The organism is Streptomyces sp. NPDC020731, assembly GCF_044334705.1.
GTDB lineage: Bacteria > Actinomycetota > Actinomycetes > Streptomycetales > Streptomycetaceae > Streptomyces.
Genome location: NZ_JBIRTN010000003.1, coordinates 60403 through 77916 on the forward strand (window position 1 = coordinate 60403; position 17514 = coordinate 77916).

At 72.6% G+C, this 17514-nt stretch carries 18 protein-coding genes; 10 read left to right on the forward strand and 8 right to left on the reverse strand.

Annotated elements, in window-relative coordinates; translation table 11 throughout:
• The first annotated feature begins 71 nt into the window (after positions 1-71).
• Positions 72-1340, forward strand: coding sequence for a streptophobe family protein (locus tag ACH4VX_RS05315; RefSeq protein ID WP_398365995.1), 1269 nt, complete (start codon positions 72-74; stop codon positions 1338-1340).
• A 203-nt stretch (positions 1341-1543) separates the two neighbouring features.
• Here the strand turns inward: ACH4VX_RS05315 and ACH4VX_RS05320 are convergent, their stop codons facing one another.
• Positions 1544-1954, reverse strand: coding sequence for a hypothetical protein (locus tag ACH4VX_RS05320; RefSeq protein WP_398365996.1), 411 nt, complete (start codon positions 1952-1954; stop codon positions 1544-1546).
• Between the two features lie 339 nt (positions 1955-2293).
• Between ACH4VX_RS05320 and ACH4VX_RS05325 the strand changes: the two genes are divergently transcribed.
• Positions 2294-2677 carry a nuclear transport factor 2 family protein gene (locus tag ACH4VX_RS05325; protein ID WP_398365997.1) on the forward strand — a complete coding sequence of 128 codons (384 nt, stop codon included), beginning with the start codon at positions 2294-2296 and terminating at the stop codon, positions 2675-2677.
• Between the two features lie 47 nt (positions 2678-2724).
• On the opposite strand, the gene ACH4VX_RS05330 is transcribed toward ACH4VX_RS05325, so the two are convergent.
• A complete protein-coding gene (locus ACH4VX_RS05330; protein WP_398366298.1) occupies positions 2725-3717 on the reverse strand; it encodes an aldo/keto reductase in 993 nt (330 codons plus the stop codon).
• Between the two features lie 128 nt (positions 3718-3845).
• Here ACH4VX_RS05330 and ACH4VX_RS05335 point away from each other — a divergent pair, with 128 nt between their 5' ends.
• Both ACH4VX_RS05335 and ACH4VX_RS05340 read left to right on the forward strand, forming a co-directional pair.
• Complete coding sequence (locus ACH4VX_RS05335) at positions 3846-4736, forward strand: LysR family transcriptional regulator (RefSeq protein WP_398365998.1); 891 nt, start codon at positions 3846-3848, stop codon at positions 4734-4736.
• Positions 4737-4763: 27 nt separating this feature from the next.
• Positions 4764-5279, forward strand: a complete 516-nt coding sequence (locus ACH4VX_RS05340) for a DUF664 domain-containing protein (RefSeq protein ID WP_398365999.1) — start codon at positions 4764-4766, stop codon at positions 5277-5279.
• Here ACH4VX_RS05340 and ACH4VX_RS05345 read toward each other — a convergent pair.
• The 4 genes from ACH4VX_RS05345 to ACH4VX_RS05360 form a co-directional block, all read right to left on the reverse strand.
• On the reverse strand, positions 5261-6331 hold the full coding sequence (locus ACH4VX_RS05345; protein ID WP_398366000.1) for an adenosine deaminase: 1071 nt from the start codon (positions 6329-6331) through the stop codon (positions 5261-5263). The genes ACH4VX_RS05340 and ACH4VX_RS05345 overlap by 19 nt on opposite strands.
• Positions 6332-6377: 46 nt before the next feature.
• Positions 6378-6773, reverse strand: a complete 396-nt coding sequence (locus tag ACH4VX_RS05350) for a VOC family protein (protein WP_398366001.1) — start codon at positions 6771-6773, stop codon at positions 6378-6380.
• Between the two features lie 103 nt (positions 6774-6876).
• Positions 6877-8238 carry a PI-PLC domain-containing protein gene (locus tag ACH4VX_RS05355; protein ID WP_398366002.1) on the reverse strand — a complete coding sequence of 454 codons (1362 nt, stop codon included), beginning with the start codon at positions 8236-8238 and terminating at the stop codon, positions 6877-6879.
• Between the two features lie 106 nt (positions 8239-8344).
• The gene (locus ACH4VX_RS05360) at positions 8345-9235 is read right to left on the reverse strand and encodes a glycoside hydrolase family 19 protein (RefSeq protein WP_398366003.1); all 891 of its coding nucleotides are present in this window, start codon (positions 9233-9235) and stop codon (positions 8345-8347) included.
• A gap of 447 nt (positions 9236-9682) precedes the next feature.
• Between ACH4VX_RS05360 and ACH4VX_RS05365 the strand changes: the two genes are divergently transcribed.
• Together ACH4VX_RS05365 and ACH4VX_RS05370 are read left to right on the forward strand one after the other, a co-directional pair.
• Complete coding sequence (locus ACH4VX_RS05365; protein ID WP_398366004.1) at positions 9683-10123, forward strand: SPW repeat protein; 441 nt, start codon at positions 9683-9685, stop codon at positions 10121-10123.
• A gap of 129 nt (positions 10124-10252) precedes the next feature.
• Positions 10253-10516 carry a GlsB/YeaQ/YmgE family stress response membrane protein gene (locus ACH4VX_RS05370; protein WP_398366005.1) on the forward strand — a complete coding sequence of 88 codons (264 nt, stop codon included), beginning with the start codon at positions 10253-10255 and terminating at the stop codon, positions 10514-10516.
• A 67-nt stretch (positions 10517-10583) separates the two neighbouring features.
• Here the strand turns inward: ACH4VX_RS05370 and ACH4VX_RS05375 are convergent, their stop codons facing one another.
• Complete coding sequence (locus ACH4VX_RS05375; protein ID WP_398366006.1) at positions 10584-11366, reverse strand: GNAT family N-acetyltransferase; 783 nt, start codon at positions 11364-11366, stop codon at positions 10584-10586.
• Positions 11367-11448: 82 nt separating this feature from the next.
• Between ACH4VX_RS05375 and ACH4VX_RS05380 the strand changes: the two genes are divergently transcribed.
• Positions 11449-11934 carry a nucleoside deaminase gene (locus ACH4VX_RS05380; protein WP_398366007.1) on the forward strand — a complete coding sequence of 162 codons (486 nt, stop codon included), beginning with the start codon at positions 11449-11451 and terminating at the stop codon, positions 11932-11934.
• Positions 11935-11964: 30 nt separating this feature from the next.
• Here ACH4VX_RS05380 and ACH4VX_RS05385 read toward each other — a convergent pair whose 3' ends face one another.
• Entirely contained in the window at positions 11965-12585 is a 621-nt protein-coding gene (locus ACH4VX_RS05385; RefSeq protein WP_398366008.1) for a chaplin, read from the reverse strand.
• Between the two features lie 297 nt (positions 12586-12882).
• Between ACH4VX_RS05385 and ACH4VX_RS05390 the strand changes: the two genes are divergently transcribed.
• The 3 genes from ACH4VX_RS05390 (at position 12883) to ACH4VX_RS05400 (ending at position 17493) form a co-directional block, all read left to right on the forward strand.
• A complete protein-coding gene (locus ACH4VX_RS05390; RefSeq protein WP_398366009.1) occupies positions 12883-14484 on the forward strand; it encodes an alpha/beta hydrolase in 1602 nt (533 codons plus the stop codon).
• 233 nt (positions 14485-14717) lie between these two features.
• Positions 14718-15812: a chemotaxis protein gene (locus tag ACH4VX_RS05395; protein ID WP_398366010.1), complete on the forward strand. Its 1095-nt coding sequence runs from the start codon at positions 14718-14720 to the stop codon at positions 15810-15812.
• Between the two features lie 295 nt (positions 15813-16107).
• Complete coding sequence (locus tag ACH4VX_RS05400) at positions 16108-17493, forward strand: PP2C family protein-serine/threonine phosphatase (protein ID WP_398366011.1); 1386 nt, start codon at positions 16108-16110, stop codon at positions 17491-17493.
• The last annotated feature ends 21 nt before the right edge of the window (positions 17494-17514 follow it).

Genomic DNA, 17514 nt, shown 5'->3' on the forward strand with positions numbered 1-17514 from the left:
GCCTGATCCAAACGACACCCCCCAGGGGCTCTCGGCGGGCGGGGCGGGCCGGGGCTGCTTAGCGTGCAGACGTGAGCTCACGCACCCCTTCCGGCCGTCCGGTCGCCCGTCACGGCTGGGCGCAGGCCCTCGCCACGGTACTCGGCGCGCTGATCGCCATGGGCGCGGTGGCCGCGTCGGGACTGTGGGCGGCCGGCGCCGCGGACCTCCCGGCCGGTTCCTTCCCCCAGGTGGTCGCGGCGACCGTGGTCACGGCCGTCGGCGGGACGGTGGAGCTCTCCGGGGACGTCGGCGGCCTGGCCGGTACGGAGGGCGGTCTGACGGTCATTCCGCTGTCCGTCACCCTCACCGGGGCGCTGGTCATCGGCTGGGGCTTTCTGCGCCCTCTGCGGCACCGGGCGGTCGCCGGCGCGCCCGAGCTGGCCGGGTGGGCGGTGAGGATCGCCGCGCTGTGGCTGCTCGCGCTCCTCGGTCTCGCGCTCGCCGCGCGGCACACGTACGAGCTCTCCCTCGGGGACGGCCCGCTCGGCGACCTGGGTGACCTGTTCGGGATCAGGCCGGTGGTGGGGTTCTCCACCGACGTGCCGCCGACCGTCCTCATCGGCCTGCTCTGGCTGGCGGGCGTGCTGCTGGTGTCGTTGCTGGTGTCCCGTGGCGCCCCGCTGCCGGCCGGGCTGCTGCGCTTTTGGACGTCGGTGCGTCCCGCGGCGCACGCGATGGCGCTGCTGTTGTCGGCCGCCGTCGTCATCGGCCTCGTCATCGCGCTGGTCGTCGCCGCCACCCGGGGGCATCCGGCCGAGACGTTCGCCGTGATCCTGCTGGGGCTGCCCAACGTGGTCTGGCTGGCGCTGACGATCGGGCTCGGTGCCACCTGGGACGGCAGGGTGGAGGGGCCCTTCGGGCTGCCCATGCCGCATGTGCTCGACGAGGTCCTGCGCACACCGGACGTCTCCACCCTGAACCTGGGCACGCTCACCGAGCACGACGGCGGGAGGTGGTGGTGGCTGCCGGTGGTGGTCGCGGTGCTGCTGTGGGCCACCGCGTTCGTGACGGCGGCCCGTTCCCCGGCCCGGGCCTGGCGGCACGCCGTGCACATGGCGGTGGCGCTGGCGCTGACCGTGCTGATGATCTGCCTCATGGTCCGGATCTCCGCGCGGTTCGGCCTGTCCGTACTCGGCATCGGCGATCTGGGCGAGGGCTTCTCCGGCCAGGTGCTGCTGAGGCCTCGCCTGTGGAGCGCCCTGGGGCTGGCGCTGCTGTGGGGTCTGGTCACCGGGTTCGCGGGGGCGTTGGCGGCGCGAGTGGTACGCCGGCGGGGCAGCACCGTGACCGACCGCTGACCTGGTGACGCCGGCGGCCCCGGCACCGGCCGTGCGCCGGGGCCGGCACAGGCCGTCAGGTCCGGCACGGCGCTCTCGTGCGTCTCGTCGGGCCGCCCGCCGGCGAGGCGTGGCGGTGGGTCGTCGAGGACGCTGCCGCTCAGCGGGGCGCCGCGACGTGGTGTCCGTCCGGATGCCCGGCGTGGCCGGGGCGGAGGGTGTGGTCAGGCGACCGGGACGCCGAGGACGCGGGCGGCGCGCTGCATGCGCAGGGCGTCCACGGACTCGGCCAGCAGTTCGTACTCGGTGGTTTCGTCACCGGTGGCGACGCGTACCATCCGTCCGGCGGCGAGCGTCTCGGCCACCTCCTCCTGCCGGGCGACGTCGCCGCACCAGGTGCGCAGTACGGCGGGTACGTCGGGCACGTCGTCGGCGACGGGGACGAGCGCCCCCTGCGGTAAGTGCTCGGCGTCGGGCTGCGGGTCGAGGCGCTCGGCGATCCAGAGGGCACGGTCGCGCAGCCACCACAGGGCGAGGGCGAGGGTGGGCGCCCGGTAGGTGCCGAGCGGTACGCCGATGCGCCGGCCGTCGCAGACTCCGTACGCGGTGACATGGCACAGGAATTCGTCGTGCACGTTCCCTCCCCCGCTGCGTTGCTCGCCCGCCGGGTCGGGCCGGCTGCCCGCCTCGTGGCTCGCGTGCTGTGCGTGAGGGCGCCGTAGCGCGGTGTGAAGCGCTCTCGCTGTCGAGTATGTTCACCGCTGAAACACTGTCACCATGTGTTTCCGGCCAGTCTCCTGGCATATTCACGGCCGTCGCTGGCCGAAATGGTACGGGTGTGGCCGACGGGCCGCACATGACCTCGGAGGTAATCGACCGCGGCCGGGCGGCGCGGGCAGGATGCGTGTACCGGGTCGCCACGACCGGGATCCACTGTCCGGCCAGCAGACACGACCTCCCTGGGGGAATTCGCCATGACCACAGCCGCCCACCGCTACGACGCCGTCGTCGCCCGTTACTTCGAGGCCTGGAACGCCGATGGCGCCGAGGCGCGTGCCAAGGCCGTCGCCGACGTGTGGACCGCGGACGGCCGTTACACCGACCCGCTGTCCGACGCCGTCGGCCACGAGGCGATCACCGCGGTGATCGCGGCGACGCACGAGCAGTTCCCCGGCTTCGCCTTCCGGCTCGTGGGGAACGTCGACGGCCACCACGACACCGCGCGTTTCTCCTGGGAGCTGGTGAACCGGGCGGACGGCTCGGCCCCCGTCGCCGGCTCGGACGTGATCACGCTCGACGCCGAGGACCGTGTCCGCGCCGTGTACGGCTTCCTGGACCGGGTGCCCGAGGGGGCGTGACCCGGCGGGCCGGGCGGCACCACGGCGCCCGGCCCGCACCGGTGCCGCTACTGCTTGACGACCGCGTCGATGCGGGCCAGCTCCTCCTCGCCGAAGTCGAGGTTCCGGGTGGCCGCGACGCTGTCCTCGAGCTGCTGCGGGCTGCTCGCGCCGACCAGGGCGGAGGTGAGGCGACCGCCGCGCAGCACCCAGGACAGCGCCATCTGCGCCAGGGTCTGGCCGCGCGAGGCCGCGATCTCGTCGAGCGCGCGCAGCCGGCCCACCAGGTCCCCGGTGACGGCGTCGGTGTTCAGGAAGGGGCTGTCGCTCGCGGCCCGGGAGTCCTCGGGGATGCCGTCGAGGTAGCGGGCGGTCAGCAGACCCTGCTCCAGCGGGGAGTAGGCGATGGAGCCGACCTGGAGCTCGTCCAGGGTGTCCATCAGCCCCTCGTCCTCCGGACGGCGGTCGAGCATCGAGTAACGGGGCTGGTTGATCAGCAGCGGGGTGCCCAGCTCACCGAGGATGCGGGCGGCCTCGCGGGTCTGCTCGGCCGAGTAGTTGGACACGCCGACGTACAGCGCCTTGCCCTGCTGGACCGCCGAGTGCAGCGCGCCCATCGTCTCCTCCAGCGGAGTCTCCGGGTCGAAGCGGTGCGAGTAGAAGATGTCGACGTGGTCCAGGCCCATGCGGCCCAGGCTCCGGTCCAGCGAGGACAGCAGGGACTTGCGCGAGCCCCATTCACCGTACGGGCCCGGCCACATCAGGTAGCCGGCCTTGGTGGAGATCACCAGTTCGTCGCGGTACCGCCCGAAGTCCGACTTCAGCGCCTCGCCGAGGGCGGACTCGGCCGCGCCCGGCGGGGGCCCGTAGTTGTTGGCGAGGTCGAAGTGGGTGACGCCCAGGTCGAAGGCGCGGCGCAGGATGGCGCGCTGGGTCTCGGCCGCACGGTCGGGACCGAAGTTGTGCCACAGGCCCAGCGAGAGCGCGGGGAGCTTCAGGCCGCTGCGTCCGGTGCGCCGGTAGGGCATGTCCGCGTAACGGTCGGGGTGTGCGGTGTACAACACGACTCCAGAGGGGGTTGGCACACGTCTCGGCGGTTCCGTCGAACCGCCCGTCCACTCTGTCGTGACCTGCGGGCAGTGGTCCAACAGAAGAATCCGATGGGATTCAGCGGATACGCTTCTCAATCATGGAACTGCGTCACCTCCAGCACTTCGTCGCCGTGGCCGAGGACCAGCACTTCACCCGCGCGGCGGAGCGGCTGATGGTCTCCCAGTCGGGCCTGTCCGCCTCCATCCGCGCCCTGGAGCGCGAGCTGCAGACCCCGCTGTTCGTCCGGACGACCCGCAGGGTGACGCTCACCGAGGCCGGCCGGGCGCTGCTGGCGGAGGCCGAGCGGATCCTCGCCCAGGTGCGGGCCGCGCACGAGGCGGTGGCCGCGGTGCAGGGCGTGCTGCGCGGCACCCTCGCGCTGGGCACCGAGCAGTGCATCGCCGGGGTGAACGTGGCGGAGCTGCTCGCCACGTTCCGGCGGCTCCACCCGGACGTGGAGATCCGGCTGCGCCAGTGGGGCTCGGCCGCGTTGGCGGAGGAGGTCGCCGCGGGGCGGCTGGACCTGGCCTTCGCCTACCGGACGGAGGCGGACCCGGAGCAGCTGCGGTCCGTGCCGCTGACCAGCGAGCCGATGACGGTGCTCTGCCACCCCGGCCACCGTCTCGCGCGCGCCGGGGCGCCGCTGACCCCGCGCGATCTCGGCGACGAGGTCTTCGTCGACTTCCACCCGGACTGGGGTCCGCGCCGCGCCACCGACGCCGCCTTCGCCGCCGCGGGCGTACGGCGCACGGTGGCACTGGAGGTGAACGACGTGCACAGCCTGCTCGACCTGGTCGACGAGGACCTGGGCGTCGCCGTCGTGCCGCGGCACTTCCGGCACAAGCGGGAGGCGCTCACCGCGCTCCCGCTGAAGGACACCGGGGAGGCGGTGTACGAGACGGTCGCCCTGGTGCCGTCACCGCGGGCGACGAGCCCGGCGGCGCGGGCGCTGATGACCCTGTTGGATCTGGACGACGGGGGCGCGTGAGGCGCGCGGATGCGCGAGGGTGGAGGCATGCATGCCAAGGACATCCTCATCGACGGCTTCGGCCGCGTCCGGGAAGAGGTCCACGCCGCCGTCGAGGGCCTCGGACCCGGCGAGCTCGACGCCCGGCCCGGCCCCGACGCGAACTCCGTCGCCTGGCTGGTCTGGCACCTCACCCGGGTCCAGGACGACCACGTCGCCGACGCCTTCGGGCTCGATCAGGTGTGGCTCTCCCAGGGCTGGGAGAAACGCCTGGACCTCGGCCTGCCCCGCCACGACACGGGGTACGGCCACACCTCGGCGAAGGTCGCCGAGGTGCGGGTCGACTCCGGTGACCTGCTGACCGGCTATCACGACGCGGTGCACGAGCAGACCCTGGGGGCGCTGCGCGCACTGGCCGCGGGGGACCTGGAGCGCGTCGTCGACGAGGGCTGGGATCCTCCGGTGACCCTGGGCGTACGGCTGGTCAGCGTCCTGTCCGACGATCTGCAGCACGTCGGACAGGCCGCGTACGCGCGGGGGCTGATTCAGAGCACGCGCTCGTAGCCGGGCAGGACGACGTCCCGGATGAGCGCGTTCCGCTCGTCGAAGGGGAGGAACGCGCTTTTCACGGCGTTCACCGTGACCGTGCGCAGATCCTCGGCCGTCCAGCCGGCCTGCTCGACCAGCAGGGACATCTCCCGCGTCATGGTGGTGCCCGAGACGAGACGGTTGTCGGTGTTGAGGGTGACGCGGAAGCCGAGGTCCTTCAGCGCGGTGATCGGGTGCCCGGCGATCGAGGTCGCGGCGCCGGTCTGGAGGTTGGAGGTGGGGCACATCTCCAGCGCGATCCGGCGGTCGCGGACCCAGCCGGCGAGGCGGCCGAGCTTGCCGTCCACGATGTCCTCGGTGATGCGCACCCCGTGCCCGACGCGCTGGGCGCCGCACACCTGGAGCGCCTGGTGGATGCTGGGCAGGCCGTGGGCCTCACCGGCGTGGATGGTGAACGGCACGCTCTCGCGGCGCAGGTGCGCGAAGGCGTCGAGGTGGTCGGCGGGCGGGAACCCGTCCTCGGCGCCGGCGATGTCGAAGCCGACGACACCGGCGTCCCGGAAGGCGACGGCCAGATCGGCGGCCTCGCGGACGCGGTCGAACATCCGCATGCCGCAGAGCAGGGTGCCGACCCGGACGGGCGTCCCGGCGGCGGCGGCCTTGGCCATGCCGGCGGCGAGGCCCTCCTGGACGGTCTCCACGACCTCGCTCATCGTCAGCCCGCCCCTGGTGTTCAGCTCGGGGGCGTAGCGCACCTCGCCGTAGACGACCCCGTCGGCGGCCAGGTCGAGCACGTACTCCTCGGCGGTGCGCAGCAGGCCCTCGCGGTTCTGCATGACGGCGAGGGTGTGCTCGAAGGTGGCGATGTAACGGACCAGGTCACCGGAGTTCGCGGCCTCGACGTACCAGGCGGCGAGCTCGTCGGGGTCGGTGGTGGGCAGGGTGTGACCGACGGCCTCGGCCAGTTCCACGACGGTCGCGGGACGCAGACCGCCGTCGAGGTGGTCGTGCAGCACCGCCTTGGGGAGGCGGCGGAGAGCTTCGGCGTCTATGCGCGTAGATGACATGTGCGGTCGTTCCTCAGCGGATCGTTCGGCGAGAGGGCGGGGCAGATCAGGGGGTGACGGGCTGGAGCAGGTCCCAGCGGTTGCCGTACAGGTCCTGGAAGACGGCGACCGAGCCGTACGGCTCGTGGCGCGGCTCCTCCAGGAAGGTCACGCCGGCGGCGGTCATGCGCGCGTGGTCGCGGGCGAAGTCGTCGGTGTGCAGGAAGAAGCCCACGCGCCCGCCGGTCTGGTCACCGACCCTGGCCCGCTGGGCCTCCCCTTTGGCGCGGGCGAGCAGCAGCCCCGTGCCGGTGTGCCCGGCGTCCGGCTCGACGACGACCCAGCGGCCGCCGTCCGGCCGGGGCGCGTCCTCGGCGAGCCGGAAACCGAGCGCCTCGGTGTAGAAGCGGATCGCCTCGTCGTAGTCGTCGACGACGAGGGTGACCAGGGGGATGCGTCTCATCGTGACCTCTCGAAAGGGGATTGACCGGAGAGGTTATACGTAAAACCACCGGGTTCGCCAGTCCCGCTCCGAGGAGGCTCCCGGAGCGGGACCGGCGAGGCGGCTACGGATACGCGTAGGTGTTCAGGGCGGTGACGGCCGCCGCCGGGTCGCCGAGGTCGTAGCGGTCCACGGCGAGGTAGTTGGGCTTCTTGCGGGCGGCCGGCCGGCAGAACCGGCGGGCGCGGTCGGCGAGTTTGGAGTTGTCCGTGCCGGCCGTGGAGGCGATCGCGGTGTCCCGGAAGTGGTTCATGACGAACAGGGGGCGGAAGCCGGGTTCGGTGCGGGTCAGCGGGATGTTGGTGCCCGCGTCGTACCACCGGCTGTAGCAGGACCAGTCGGAGGCGCCGACGCCCGGGCCCATGGACCAGTGGTTCTCGACGGTCCACTCGCGCTGGTACATCACGCCGAAGGTGTCCCGGGTCGTTCCGGCGGCCCGGTCGGCGGCACGGCTGTGGTCGGTGAGGATCAGCAGCCGGTGTCCGGCGGCGGTCAGCTCCCCCATGGCCGGCCAGCCGCGCTCGCGGACACCGGTGCGGTCCGGCCGGTAGAGCACGTCCGACAGCCCCTGGACGCGGGCGAGTTCGGCGCGCAGGACGCCCGGGTCGACGTAGTCCTCCAGGAAGACGGTGACGAACTGATCGGGGTGGGCGCGCAGGAAGTCGACGATCCGCTGGAGGTCCACCCACAGGGCGACGGGCCTGCTGACCAGGGTGCAGCTGTTGTGGCAGAGGATCGCACCGTCCGGGGTCTGATGGATGTCCAGCATGAATCCGCGGACACCGTCGGCGAGTTGGCGCTCGATACCCCGGTTCTGGTTGGGGAAGAGATCGATGAAGGGCGGGGCGAAGCCGCCGTCGACGCCGTTGGCGTAGGCGTTGTGGGCGGTGAGGAAGGTGACCTGGTCCAGGGTGCGCCGGTCCTGCGGCGGCAGGGGACGGGTCACCGGGTCGACCGGGGTCAGGTACCAGGTGGCGAGGTCGTCCGTGCCGCTGCCGACGGCGAGCGGGGCGGGATGGTTGGCACCGGAGGGTTTCGGGGCGACGGCGAGGCGGCGGTCGGTGCCGGGGACGGTGAGCGTGAACCGGTCCGCGCCCACGGAGGTGATCTCCCAGCGTGCCTCCGGGCTCGCGCAGGCGACGGTCCGGGCCCGATCGCCGGTGCGGCCGAGGCAGGTGCCGGGGCTGTCGGTGTTCTCCAGGGTGCCGTCGGCGCCCAGGTTCCACTGCTGACGGTCCTCGTCGCCGCGCGGTCTGTGCTGCTCGACCGCCCCGAAGATATCGGCGGCGTTCAGCCCCGTCGTCGCGCTCTGGACGTAGTAGGCGCCGGGCGACGGAGCCGCCGCGGCGGGAGCGGGTGCCACGACCGTCGCGGCCAGCGCGGCGGCCGTGACGGTCGTGGCGAGCAGGGCGTGGGGGGTGCGCATGGTGGCTGCCCTTCGTCCGAGGGACGGCCCGCGCACGTGCGGTGCGCGGGCCGCGGCCCGGGGGGTCCTAGGTCAGGTGCATGACACCACGCCGAGCGGCCGGACGTCAGCAGTACAGGTTGCCGCCGGGTGACGTTCCGAGGATCTGGGTGAACTGCTGGTACTTGCTCACCCTGCTCTGCACCTGCGCCGGGTTCCGGCCGTCGCACTCGAGGGAGCCGTTGATGCTGCGGATCGTCTGGCCGAAACCGGCCTGGTTGACCATGGCGTTGTGCGGGGTCATGCTGCCCGGGCCGGACTGGGTGTTCCAGTACCACAGGGCCGTCTTCCAGGCCACGGCCGCGTCGTTCTGCACCAGCCAGGGGTTGCCCAGGAGGTCGATGCCGAGCGCGTCGCCCGCCGCCTTGTAGTTGAAGTTCCAGCTCAGCTGGATCGGCCCGCGCCCGTAGTACGCGGCCTGCCCGGCCGGACAGCCGTACGGCTGCCCCCAGTCGCAGTAGTGCGGGTAGTTGGCGGTGTTCTGCTCCACCACGTGCACCAGACCGCCGGTCTCGTGGCTGGCGTTGGCCAGGAAGGCGGCGGCCTCCTGCTTCTTCACCGTGTCGCTGCCGGTGTTGGCGAAGCCGGGGTAGGCGCTCAGCGCGGCGGTGAGCCCGCTGTAGGTGTAGAAGGGGTTCCGGTTCGGGAACATCTGGTTGAACTGCGCCTCGGTCACGACGAAATTGCCGACGGGCGCCCCGGGGCCGTTGTCACAGGCGTACGGCTCCCAGTACCAGGTGCTGATGATCGGGTCGTAACCCGGGTTGGCGTGCTCGGCCCGGTACGCCCTGCCGTCGGTGTAACGCACGATGTCACCGGCGTTGTACGACTTCCCGGCCACCCAGTTCGGATAGCTGGAGCAGGTGGCGGCGGAGGCGGTGGCGGCGGGGAGCAGCACCGGCGCGCTGCCGGCGAGGACGAGGGCGGCGGTCACGGCGGCGATGCGTCTTCTCGACAAGGGAACAACTCCTTTGCGGAACACGGCCGCTCCCGGGCGAGGACATGCCCGAGCGGGGCCTCGCCCGCACATGCCGGCGGGGCCGGTCACGGCAGTGGGGGCGGCCGTGGTGGGGGGTGTGGAGGCACACTCAACCGCTTTGGTCTGTACCAGTCAAGGGTTTAGACCAGTCACCGTGACGCGGGCGCGCAGGCCGGCCCGCGGCGGTCGGCGCCGGGACGGAATCCGGGACCGCGGGGAACCCGACGGATCCCGCGTCGGGGCACGGACGCGCACCCCCGCGCGCGACACGGGGAGGGCGCTGCGGCGACACCGGAGGACGGCATCGGACCGGACCCCTCCCAAGCCCTACACATAAAGGGGAAATAAGGGCAGAATGAACTAACGCGGCTCTTACCGCATACCGCACCAGACGCGGTCAGGCCTGCTAGTCAAAGGAGACGACTCATGGCCAACGTCTCGCACCCGCGCGGTGACATCACGAGCCACCCCGATGCTCCCGAGATGCGGGAACGGTACGACCGTATGCTCGGCGGTCGTGACGTGGCCCTCGTGGACGGACCGGTGTTCCTGCTCGGTCTCTACTGTGCGGTGTCCCCGTGGATACTCCACTACACGACGAGCCAGCCCGCGCTCGTGGCCCACAACCTGATCGTGGGCATCGCGATCGCTCTGCTCGCCATGGGGTTCACCGCGGCCCCTGCGCGCATGTACGGCCTCAGCGGGGCCATGTGCGCCCTGGGTCTGTGGATGATCGTCTCGCCGTGGATCGTCGGCACCAACCCCGACGCCGGCGTCATCTGGAACAACATCGTCATCGGCGCCCTCACCCTGATCCTGGGCACGGCCTGCGCCGCCACGGCCGCCAAGAGCTCCCGTCGTTCATAGGAAGGCCACGAAAGGAGCCGAGCGCCGGTCCGCGTCGAGCGCGGGCCGGCCCTTTCGTGTCCGGGCGGGACTGTCCCGGCGGCCGGGGGGCATACGCAGTGCAGCGGAGGCCATGAGAAGAGGGGCGAGATGGAGATCGACGGCATCATCAGCGCCATCGTCATCGGTATTGTCATCGGCATCCTGGGCCGGCTCGTGGTCCCGGGTCGTCAGCGCATCGGAGTCCTCTGGACGATTCTCGTCGGCATCGCCGCCGCGCTGATCGGTTCGGCGATCGCGACGGCCTTCGGGGTGGCCGACACCAAGGGCGTCGACTGGGTGGAGTGGCTGATCCAGATCGGCCTCGCCGCACTGGGAGTGGCCGCGCTGGACCGCGCGAAGACCGGCCGCTGACGGGAATCCGGCGGGCCGCGCGGCCCGCGCCGACACCGCTCGCCGGGTGCCGTCGTACCGCTTCGCCCTATCGCACGGGCGCGTACACGTACGGCGTGGTCGTGGTCAGAGGGGTGAAGCCGAGGCGTTCGAGGATGGGCCGGCTCTGGCCGGAGGCGTCGACCTGGAGGTAGCGGTAGCCCCGGTCCGCGGCGACGCGGGCCCGGTGGGCCACCAGCGCACGGTAGATCCCCCGCCCCCGCCAGTGCCGTACCGTGCCACCGCCCCACAGCCCGGCGAACGGAGTACCCGGCACCAGCTCCATACGTGCCGCGCTCACCGGTTCGTCGCCCGCCAGGGCCACGACGGCGACGACGGTGCCGGGGTCGGCGGTGAGCCGGTCGAGCAGTTGCCGGCGAAACCGTGAGGCGTCGGCGCCGAACGCCTTCCCCTGCACATCGGCCACCAGGTCGACGCCCGCCCGGTCGGTGACGGGCACGATACGGATGCCCTCGGGCGGCTCGGTGTCGAGGGTGAGGCCGGTGACCTCGCCGACCATGAGCGTCTCGGCCGGCTCGGGGGTGAACCCGGCCGCCACGAGCCGCTGCCCGAGATCCACCGGCAGGTCGTGTCCGTACAGCTTCCACTCGAACTCGCGGCCGAGCCCGGTGAAGTACGCGACCTGCTCCGCGATCGCCGCGTCCGCGTCCGCCGTCCCCAGGGCGGACCAGACGACGCCGTTCCAGCCGTGTGCGGGGCCCTTGTGGCGCACCACGGCGCCGACGCGCTCGACCTCCGCACCGGGGCCGTCGGGCCGCGCCCCCTCGCGCATCTCACGGTCGAACAGGGTCAGTACAGCAGCTTGATCCATGTACCGGACTCCATCATGGAGGGATACCCGGGGCAACGGGATTACCGTTGCTCTCGGTCAAGCGTGGCGAGGAGGCCGGACCATGGTCGTGCGGGACGAGGAACTGCCGTATCTGCGGCGCTGCGTGGAACTGGCGGCCGAGGCGCTGGAGTCCGGTGACGAGCCGTTCGGTTCGGTGCTCGTGGCCGGGGACGGCACCGTGCTCGCCGAGGACCACAACCGCGTGGCCTCCGGGGACCGCACCCGGCACCCCGAGTTCGAGCTGGCGCGCTGGTCGGCGGCCCGCATGTCCCCCGCAGAACGGGCCGCGGCCACGGTGTACACCTCCGGCGAGCACTGCCCGATGTGCGCCGCCGCCCACGCCTGGGTGGGCCTCGGACGCATCGTGTACGTCGCCTCCTCCGAGCAGTTGGCGTCCTGGCTCACCGAGCTGGGGGTGCCCGCCCCGCCGGTGCGGACACTGCCCGTCACCGAGATCGCCCCGGGCGTGACCGTGGCCGGACCCGTCCCCCGGCTGGCGGACGAGGTCAAGGAGTTGCACCGGCGGTTCCACCGCGGACGCGGCTGACCCGCGGGGCCGATCGTTTCTCCGGGCGGTTCAGCCGTACGTCCACAGGCGGGCGCGGCGGTACAGGGCGACTCCGCCCAGGAAGAGCGCGGCACCGGTGCCGAGGACCGGGAGCGTCCGGTCGGCGCCGGTGTCGGCGAGGGCGGCGGTGTGCGGCGGGGCGGCGTGCGGCGCCGGGTCGGGGAGGGTGCGCGGCGGCGCGGCGGGCTCGGGTCCGGCCGGGCGGTCGGGCCGCTCGCCGGAGGTGTTCGTGGAGGTGTTGCCGACCGACGCGTTGCCGGCGCCGACCACGTTCACGCTGTTCCCGCTGACCTCGACCGGAAGATCCACCGGCAGCTGCACCCCGTTGCCGGACACCACGCCCGGCGAGTCGTACGTCCCGCTCCCGGCCGTCGCGCCGGCGGAGGACTCCGTGGACGCGGCCTGCCCGGCCGTGTCCTCGTTGACGCAGGTGTTGCCCGCGGCGGGGTTGAGCAGACCCGCCACGTTCACGGTGTTCCCGCACATGTTCACCGGGACGTGCACCGGAAGCTGGATGGTGTTCCCGGACGCCACGCCGGGCGAACCGGCCGCGACGCCCTCCGCCCCGGCATCGGCGTACGCCGGCACCGCCACGGCCATCGCGCCCGACGCCGCGGCGACGGCGATCACACCGTTTCGGGTAACCCGTCTCATCGGTTCCCTGCCTTCCGGACATGGTCGCGGGCGTTCGCCCGCACCGGACAGAACGCGGTTGTGGCATCCGGGTTATGGCTCATCCGTATGCCACGGCCGGTTCACCCCATCGGGCGTCCCGGCGCTCGAACCCCGGGCAAAGGCCGCCGAACTCGTGGTGGCCGAACACCGGACCGGGGCGCCCGGCGGGCCGTCGCGGGGCCGACGGGCGGGAGCCCGGGGGCCCGCTTATGGTGAGCGAGGGCGCCGGTCGGGGCGTCCCTGGAGGCATCGATGCTGGCCAAGTTGTCCAAGCGACCCTCGGTCCGGCGCTGTGCGGTGCGGCCCTCGGTCCGGCGCTGCGCGGCCACCGGGGCGGTCGGGCTGGCCCTGCTGGGTACGGGGCTGACGGCCACCGGCCGGGCGGATCCCGACCTCGACCGGTTCTACGACCAGAAGATCACATGGGCGGCCTGCGAGAGCGCGGACCTGCCGGAGGACATGCAGTGCGGGACGGTCACCGTGCCGCTCGACTACGCGAAGCCCGACGGGGGCACCCTCGAACTGGCCCTCGCCCGCTACCGCGCCTCCGGCGACCCGCGGGGCTCGGTGCTGCTGAACTTCGGCGGCCCGGGCGGTTCGGGGGTGATGGGACTCGCCGGCGGCCGCGAGGACTTCCTGGGCCTGACCGAGGACTACGACGTGGTCTCCTTCGACCCGCGGGGCGTCGGCCGTTCCGCACCGGTCAGCTGCGGCACCGACGCCACCGGTCAGGCGCTGGAGGCCACCGACGGCGAGGAGACGGCGGATCCGCGCGACACGCTGCGCAAGCTGCGCGAGGTGGCCGCCGAGTGCGCCGGGCACTCGGGCCCGGTCCTCGAGCACATCGGCACCGTGGACGTCGCACACGACCTGGACGTGATGCGCCAGGCGCTCGGTGACAAGAAGCTCAACTACCTGGGATTCTCGTACGGGACCCGGCTCGGCGCCGTGTACGCCGCCCGGTTCCCCGAGAAGGTCGGCCGCATGGCGCTGGACGGCGTGGACACGTTGACCGAGCCGCTGGCCGAGCAGGGGCTGGCCAGCGCCCGGGGCCAGCAGACCGCGCTGGACAACTTCCTCACGTGGTGCACCGAGGAGCTCGCCTGTCCGTTCGGGCAGGACGCTCGCGCGGCCCGCCCGCAGGTCGTGGAGCTGGTCGACTCGCTCGACGAGAACCCGGTGCCGACCGATTTCGGTTACGAGTTCACCGGTCAGGACCTGGCCGGCGCCATCGGGCAGGGCCTCTACACCAAGGAGATGTGGCCGCTGCTGCAGCGGGCGCTCGCCCAGCTGATGGAGGACGGGGACACGCGCGGGGTGGAGGCCCTCGCGACCGGAGGGGTGACGCTGCCCGTGCCGCAGCGGGCCGACCACCCCCTCGTCGACGAGGAGGAAGTGCCCCTGGACAACCTGCCGGCGGCGCTGATGGCGGTGAACTGCGCGGACGACCCCGACCGTCCGGACGCCGGACGGCTGACCCGGGACCTGGCCCGGCTGCGCAGCGCCTACGAGGAGGCCTCGCCGGTGTTCGGCCCGTACCGGCTCGCCCAGGTGGTGCTCTGCTACGGCCGCCCCAAGGGGACCGACTACATCCGCGAGCAGGTCAAGGACCTCGACACGCCGAAGATGCTGCTGGTCGGCACCCGGGGCGACCCGGCCACGCCGTACCGCTGGACGGTGGAGACGGCCGAGCGGCTCGGCCCCTCCGCCGTGCTGCTGGACAACCGGGCCGAGGGACACACCGGCTACGGGGTGTCCGAGTGCGTCCACCGCAAGATCGACGACTTCCTGCTCTACGGCTCCCTGCCGCGCAGCGGCAGTTCCTGCGGATCCGAGGACGACGGCCGCGTCTGAGCGGCCGCCCGGGCCCCGGAGACGCGCGGACCCCTTTGCCCCGAATGCCCTATTGGCGAATTCGCCCTATGGTGCTGTCGTGACTCCGCTCCCCCACCTGAAGGAGGGGGGCTCCCAACCCGAGGGTTGCGGTCCAGCCCGAACCGGTCCCTTCCGGGACGAAAGGAACGTAACAGGCCAGGGAAGCGATTCCCCCACCGGCTGAAACCGGTGGTCCCCTCACTAGGAGACTGATGGAGCACGATCTGAGTCCCGCGGCCCTTGCCGAGCTTCGCCGCCCGCGCCCCTACCCCGCGGTGTCCGTGCTGACACCGACGCACCGGCGCGAGCCCCTGAACACCCAGGACGCCGTCCGGCTGCGCAACGCGGTGGCCGAGGCCAAGAAGAAACTGGAGGCCGATCCCGCGGTCACCCGGGACCGGCGCACCGACGTGGCCCTGCAGCTCGACCGGGCCCTGACCGAGGTCGACCTGGCGCACTCCGAGGACGGCCTGGTCATCTTCGCCGCGCCGGGCGAGCACCAGGTGTGGTCGCTCGCCCGCACCGTGCCCGAGCGCATCGTCCTCTCCGACACCTTCCTGACCCGCAACCTCGTCTCCGCCCACACGGCGGAACGGCCGTTCTGGGTGCTGTCCGTGTCCGCCGACCGGGCCACCCTGTGGAGCGGCGGCGTGGACCGGGTCACCGAGGAACGTGCCGGCGGCTTCCCGCTGATCCGGGAGGAGCGGAACTTCGACCCCGAGCGGCAGGAGCAGGTCGGCGACCAGCCGAGCAACTTCCGGGACGAGGACACCCGCCGGTTCCTGCGCGACGCGGACACCGCGATGGCCAAGCTGCTGCGCGGCCACCCGCGGCCGCTGTACATCACCGGTGAGCCCGCCGCCCTGTCCCTGCTGGGCGAGGCCGGCAGTGTGGCCAAGGACGCCGTGCAGGTTCCGCACGGCGGGCTCGCGCACGGCACGCCCGAGGCGGTGTGGCAGGCGGTGCGGCCGGTGCTGGAGGCCGAGGGGCGCAGGAGCACCGAGGACGTGGCCCGGTCGCTGGAGTCGGCCCGGGGGCGCAAGGAGTTCGCGGCCGGGGTCGACGAGCTGTGGCAGAGCGCCCGGGAGGGCCGGGTCCGGCTGCTGGCCGTGGAGGAGAACTACCGGATCACGGTGCACGACGCCGGCGACCACCTGGTCATCGCCGAGGACGGTGACCTGGACGCCCGCGCGGACATCGTGGACGAGATCGTCGAGCAGTGCCTGGAGACCGGCGCCGAGGTCCGCTTCGTCCCGGACGGCGCGCTCGGGGACGCGGACGGGATGGCTGCGGTGCTGCGCTACTGAGGACGGGGCGACCCACCGGTCACCTGCACGCAAACACTTGTCCGTCGAACGCGCGAGTGGGTGGTGGCAGGTGACCGACGGGGTGCCATATCACTTGCGTACCATGGGAGTTGAGACGTCGATAGCGCCTCTGACGTATTCCTCCCGGTAACCCGGTGAAGACGGTGGCATATGCCGTAGGCACCGCCTTATCGTGTGTCGCCGAATCCCTTACAGGCCGTCGCGGGCTGTGCCACAGTCGTAACGGTCCCTCCCTCCGCCTGAAGGCCGTACCGTCCCCGCATCGGAGTGCGTCATGCCGTCCCACCTCTCCGCGGACCACCCAGCCGCCCAGCCGCCAGGACGCGGCCCGGTCGACGCGCTGATCTCGCAGACCCGGCGGCTCAAGGGCGACGTGGACGCCGTACGCCGTGACGCACCGGCTGACGCGGCGGACCCGCGGGAACGCTGGCGGCGAGCGCTGTACGACCTGGCGCTGCATCAACTGGACGATCTGAGCGGGCACTTGACACAGCTGCGGGACGATCCACTGCCCGCGCCGCGGCACGACCCCCTGCTCGGCCCGGTCGGCAGCGCGGAATGGGACCTGCTCACGGACGAGGTGCGCTGGTCGGGGGAGCTGTACCGGATCCTGGGCCGCGACCCGGCCGCCGCCCCGCTCACCCTCGACGAACTGCCCTCGCTGGTGTTCGAGGAGGACCGGCCCAGGCTGACCGCGATGGTCACGGACTGTCTCGTCGACGCCCGGCCCATCGACGGGGAGTTCCGCGTCGTACGCCCGGACGACGGCGTACGGACCGTGCACATGATGGGCGAACCGGTATTCGGTGCCGACGGCAGCACCGCCTCGATGTGGGCGGTGCTGCGCGACGTCAGCGAACTGCGCCGCTGCCGGCGGGCGGTGAGCGAGACCCGTGACTCGCTGCACCACCAGCGGTACGCCGCCGCGCGGACCGAGCACCGGCTCGCGGTCGAGCTGCAGGAGGCCGTGCTGCCGACGTGGCACGGCCCCCTGCGGCTCCCGCAGACCGGCCCGGGGACCCTCGACCTCGCCGCGGCCCACCTGCCGCCGTCGACGCACGCGCGGATCGGCGGCGACTGGTACGACGCCCTGGAACTGTCCGACGGCACGACGCTGCTCAGCGTCGGCGACCTGACCGGGCACGGTGTCGGCGCGGCCTCGGGCATGGCGATGCTGCTCGGCGCCGTGCGCGGCATGGCGATGACCGGCACCGCGCCGGGACCGCTGCTGGCCTGCCTCAACCGGTTACTGGACACCACCGCGCAGCCGGCCCTGGGCAGTGCCGTCTGTCTGCGCTACCGGCCCGAGACCCGCTCACTGCTGTGGGCGCAGGCCGGGCACCCCGCCCCGCTGCTGTTCCGCGGCGGGACGGGGCAGGTGCTGGACGCGCCGGACGGGGTACTGCTCGGCGCCACCTCGGGCGCCTCCTACGGACAGGCCGAGGAGGCCCTCGAAGCCGACGACGTACTGCTGCTGCACACCGACGGGCTGGTGCCCGGGCAGGCCGGAACCGCGGCCGTACACCGTCTGCTCGAACTGGCCCCGCGCTTCGCCGCCGCCCGCACCGCACAGGACTGCGTCCGGGCGGTCGCGGAGGAGTTCGGCGAGCGGGAGCGCGACGACGCCGCCTGTGTGCTCGTCGCCCGGGTCGCCCCGTAACGGGCCTCGCGGGACCGGGCC

What these genes read in the sequence shown, in the direction of transcription:
- ACH4VX_RS05365 (WP_398366004.1), top strand. Translation starts at nt 9,683, where the DNA reads ATGGCCAACGTCTCGCACCCGCGCGGTGACATCACGAGCCACCCCGAT.
- ACH4VX_RS05340 (WP_398365999.1), top strand. Translation starts at nt 4,764, where the DNA reads ATGCATGCCAAGGACATCCTCATCGACGGCTTCGGCCGCGTCCGGGAA.
- ACH4VX_RS05395 (WP_398366010.1), top strand. Translation starts at nt 14,718, where the DNA reads ATGGAGCACGATCTGAGTCCCGCGGCCCTTGCCGAGCTTCGCCGCCCG.
- ACH4VX_RS05350 (WP_398366001.1), bottom strand. Translation starts at nt 6,773, where the DNA reads ATGAGACGCATCCCCCTGGTCACCCTCGTCGTCGACGACTACGACGAG.
- ACH4VX_RS05325 (WP_398365997.1), top strand. Translation starts at nt 2,294, where the DNA reads ATGACCACAGCCGCCCACCGCTACGACGCCGTCGTCGCCCGTTACTTC.
- ACH4VX_RS05400 (WP_398366011.1), top strand. Translation starts at nt 16,108, where the DNA reads ATGCCGTCCCACCTCTCCGCGGACCACCCAGCCGCCCAGCCGCCAGGA.
- ACH4VX_RS05345 (WP_398366000.1), bottom strand. Translation starts at nt 6,331, where the DNA reads ATGTCATCTACGCGCATAGACGCCGAAGCTCTCCGCCGCCTCCCCAAG.
- ACH4VX_RS05375 (WP_398366006.1), bottom strand. Translation starts at nt 11,366, where the DNA reads ATGGATCAAGCTGCTGTACTGACCCTGTTCGACCGTGAGATGCGCGAG.
- ACH4VX_RS05335 (WP_398365998.1), top strand. Translation starts at nt 3,846, where the DNA reads ATGGAACTGCGTCACCTCCAGCACTTCGTCGCCGTGGCCGAGGACCAG.
- ACH4VX_RS05380 (WP_398366007.1), top strand. Translation starts at nt 11,449, where the DNA reads ATGGTCGTGCGGGACGAGGAACTGCCGTATCTGCGGCGCTGCGTGGAA.
- ACH4VX_RS05355 (WP_398366002.1), bottom strand. Translation starts at nt 8,238, where the DNA reads ATGCGCACCCCCCACGCCCTGCTCGCCACGACCGTCACGGCCGCCGCG.
- ACH4VX_RS05390 (WP_398366009.1), top strand. Translation starts at nt 12,883, where the DNA reads ATGCTGGCCAAGTTGTCCAAGCGACCCTCGGTCCGGCGCTGTGCGGTG.
- ACH4VX_RS05370 (WP_398366005.1), top strand. Translation starts at nt 10,253, where the DNA reads ATGGAGATCGACGGCATCATCAGCGCCATCGTCATCGGTATTGTCATC.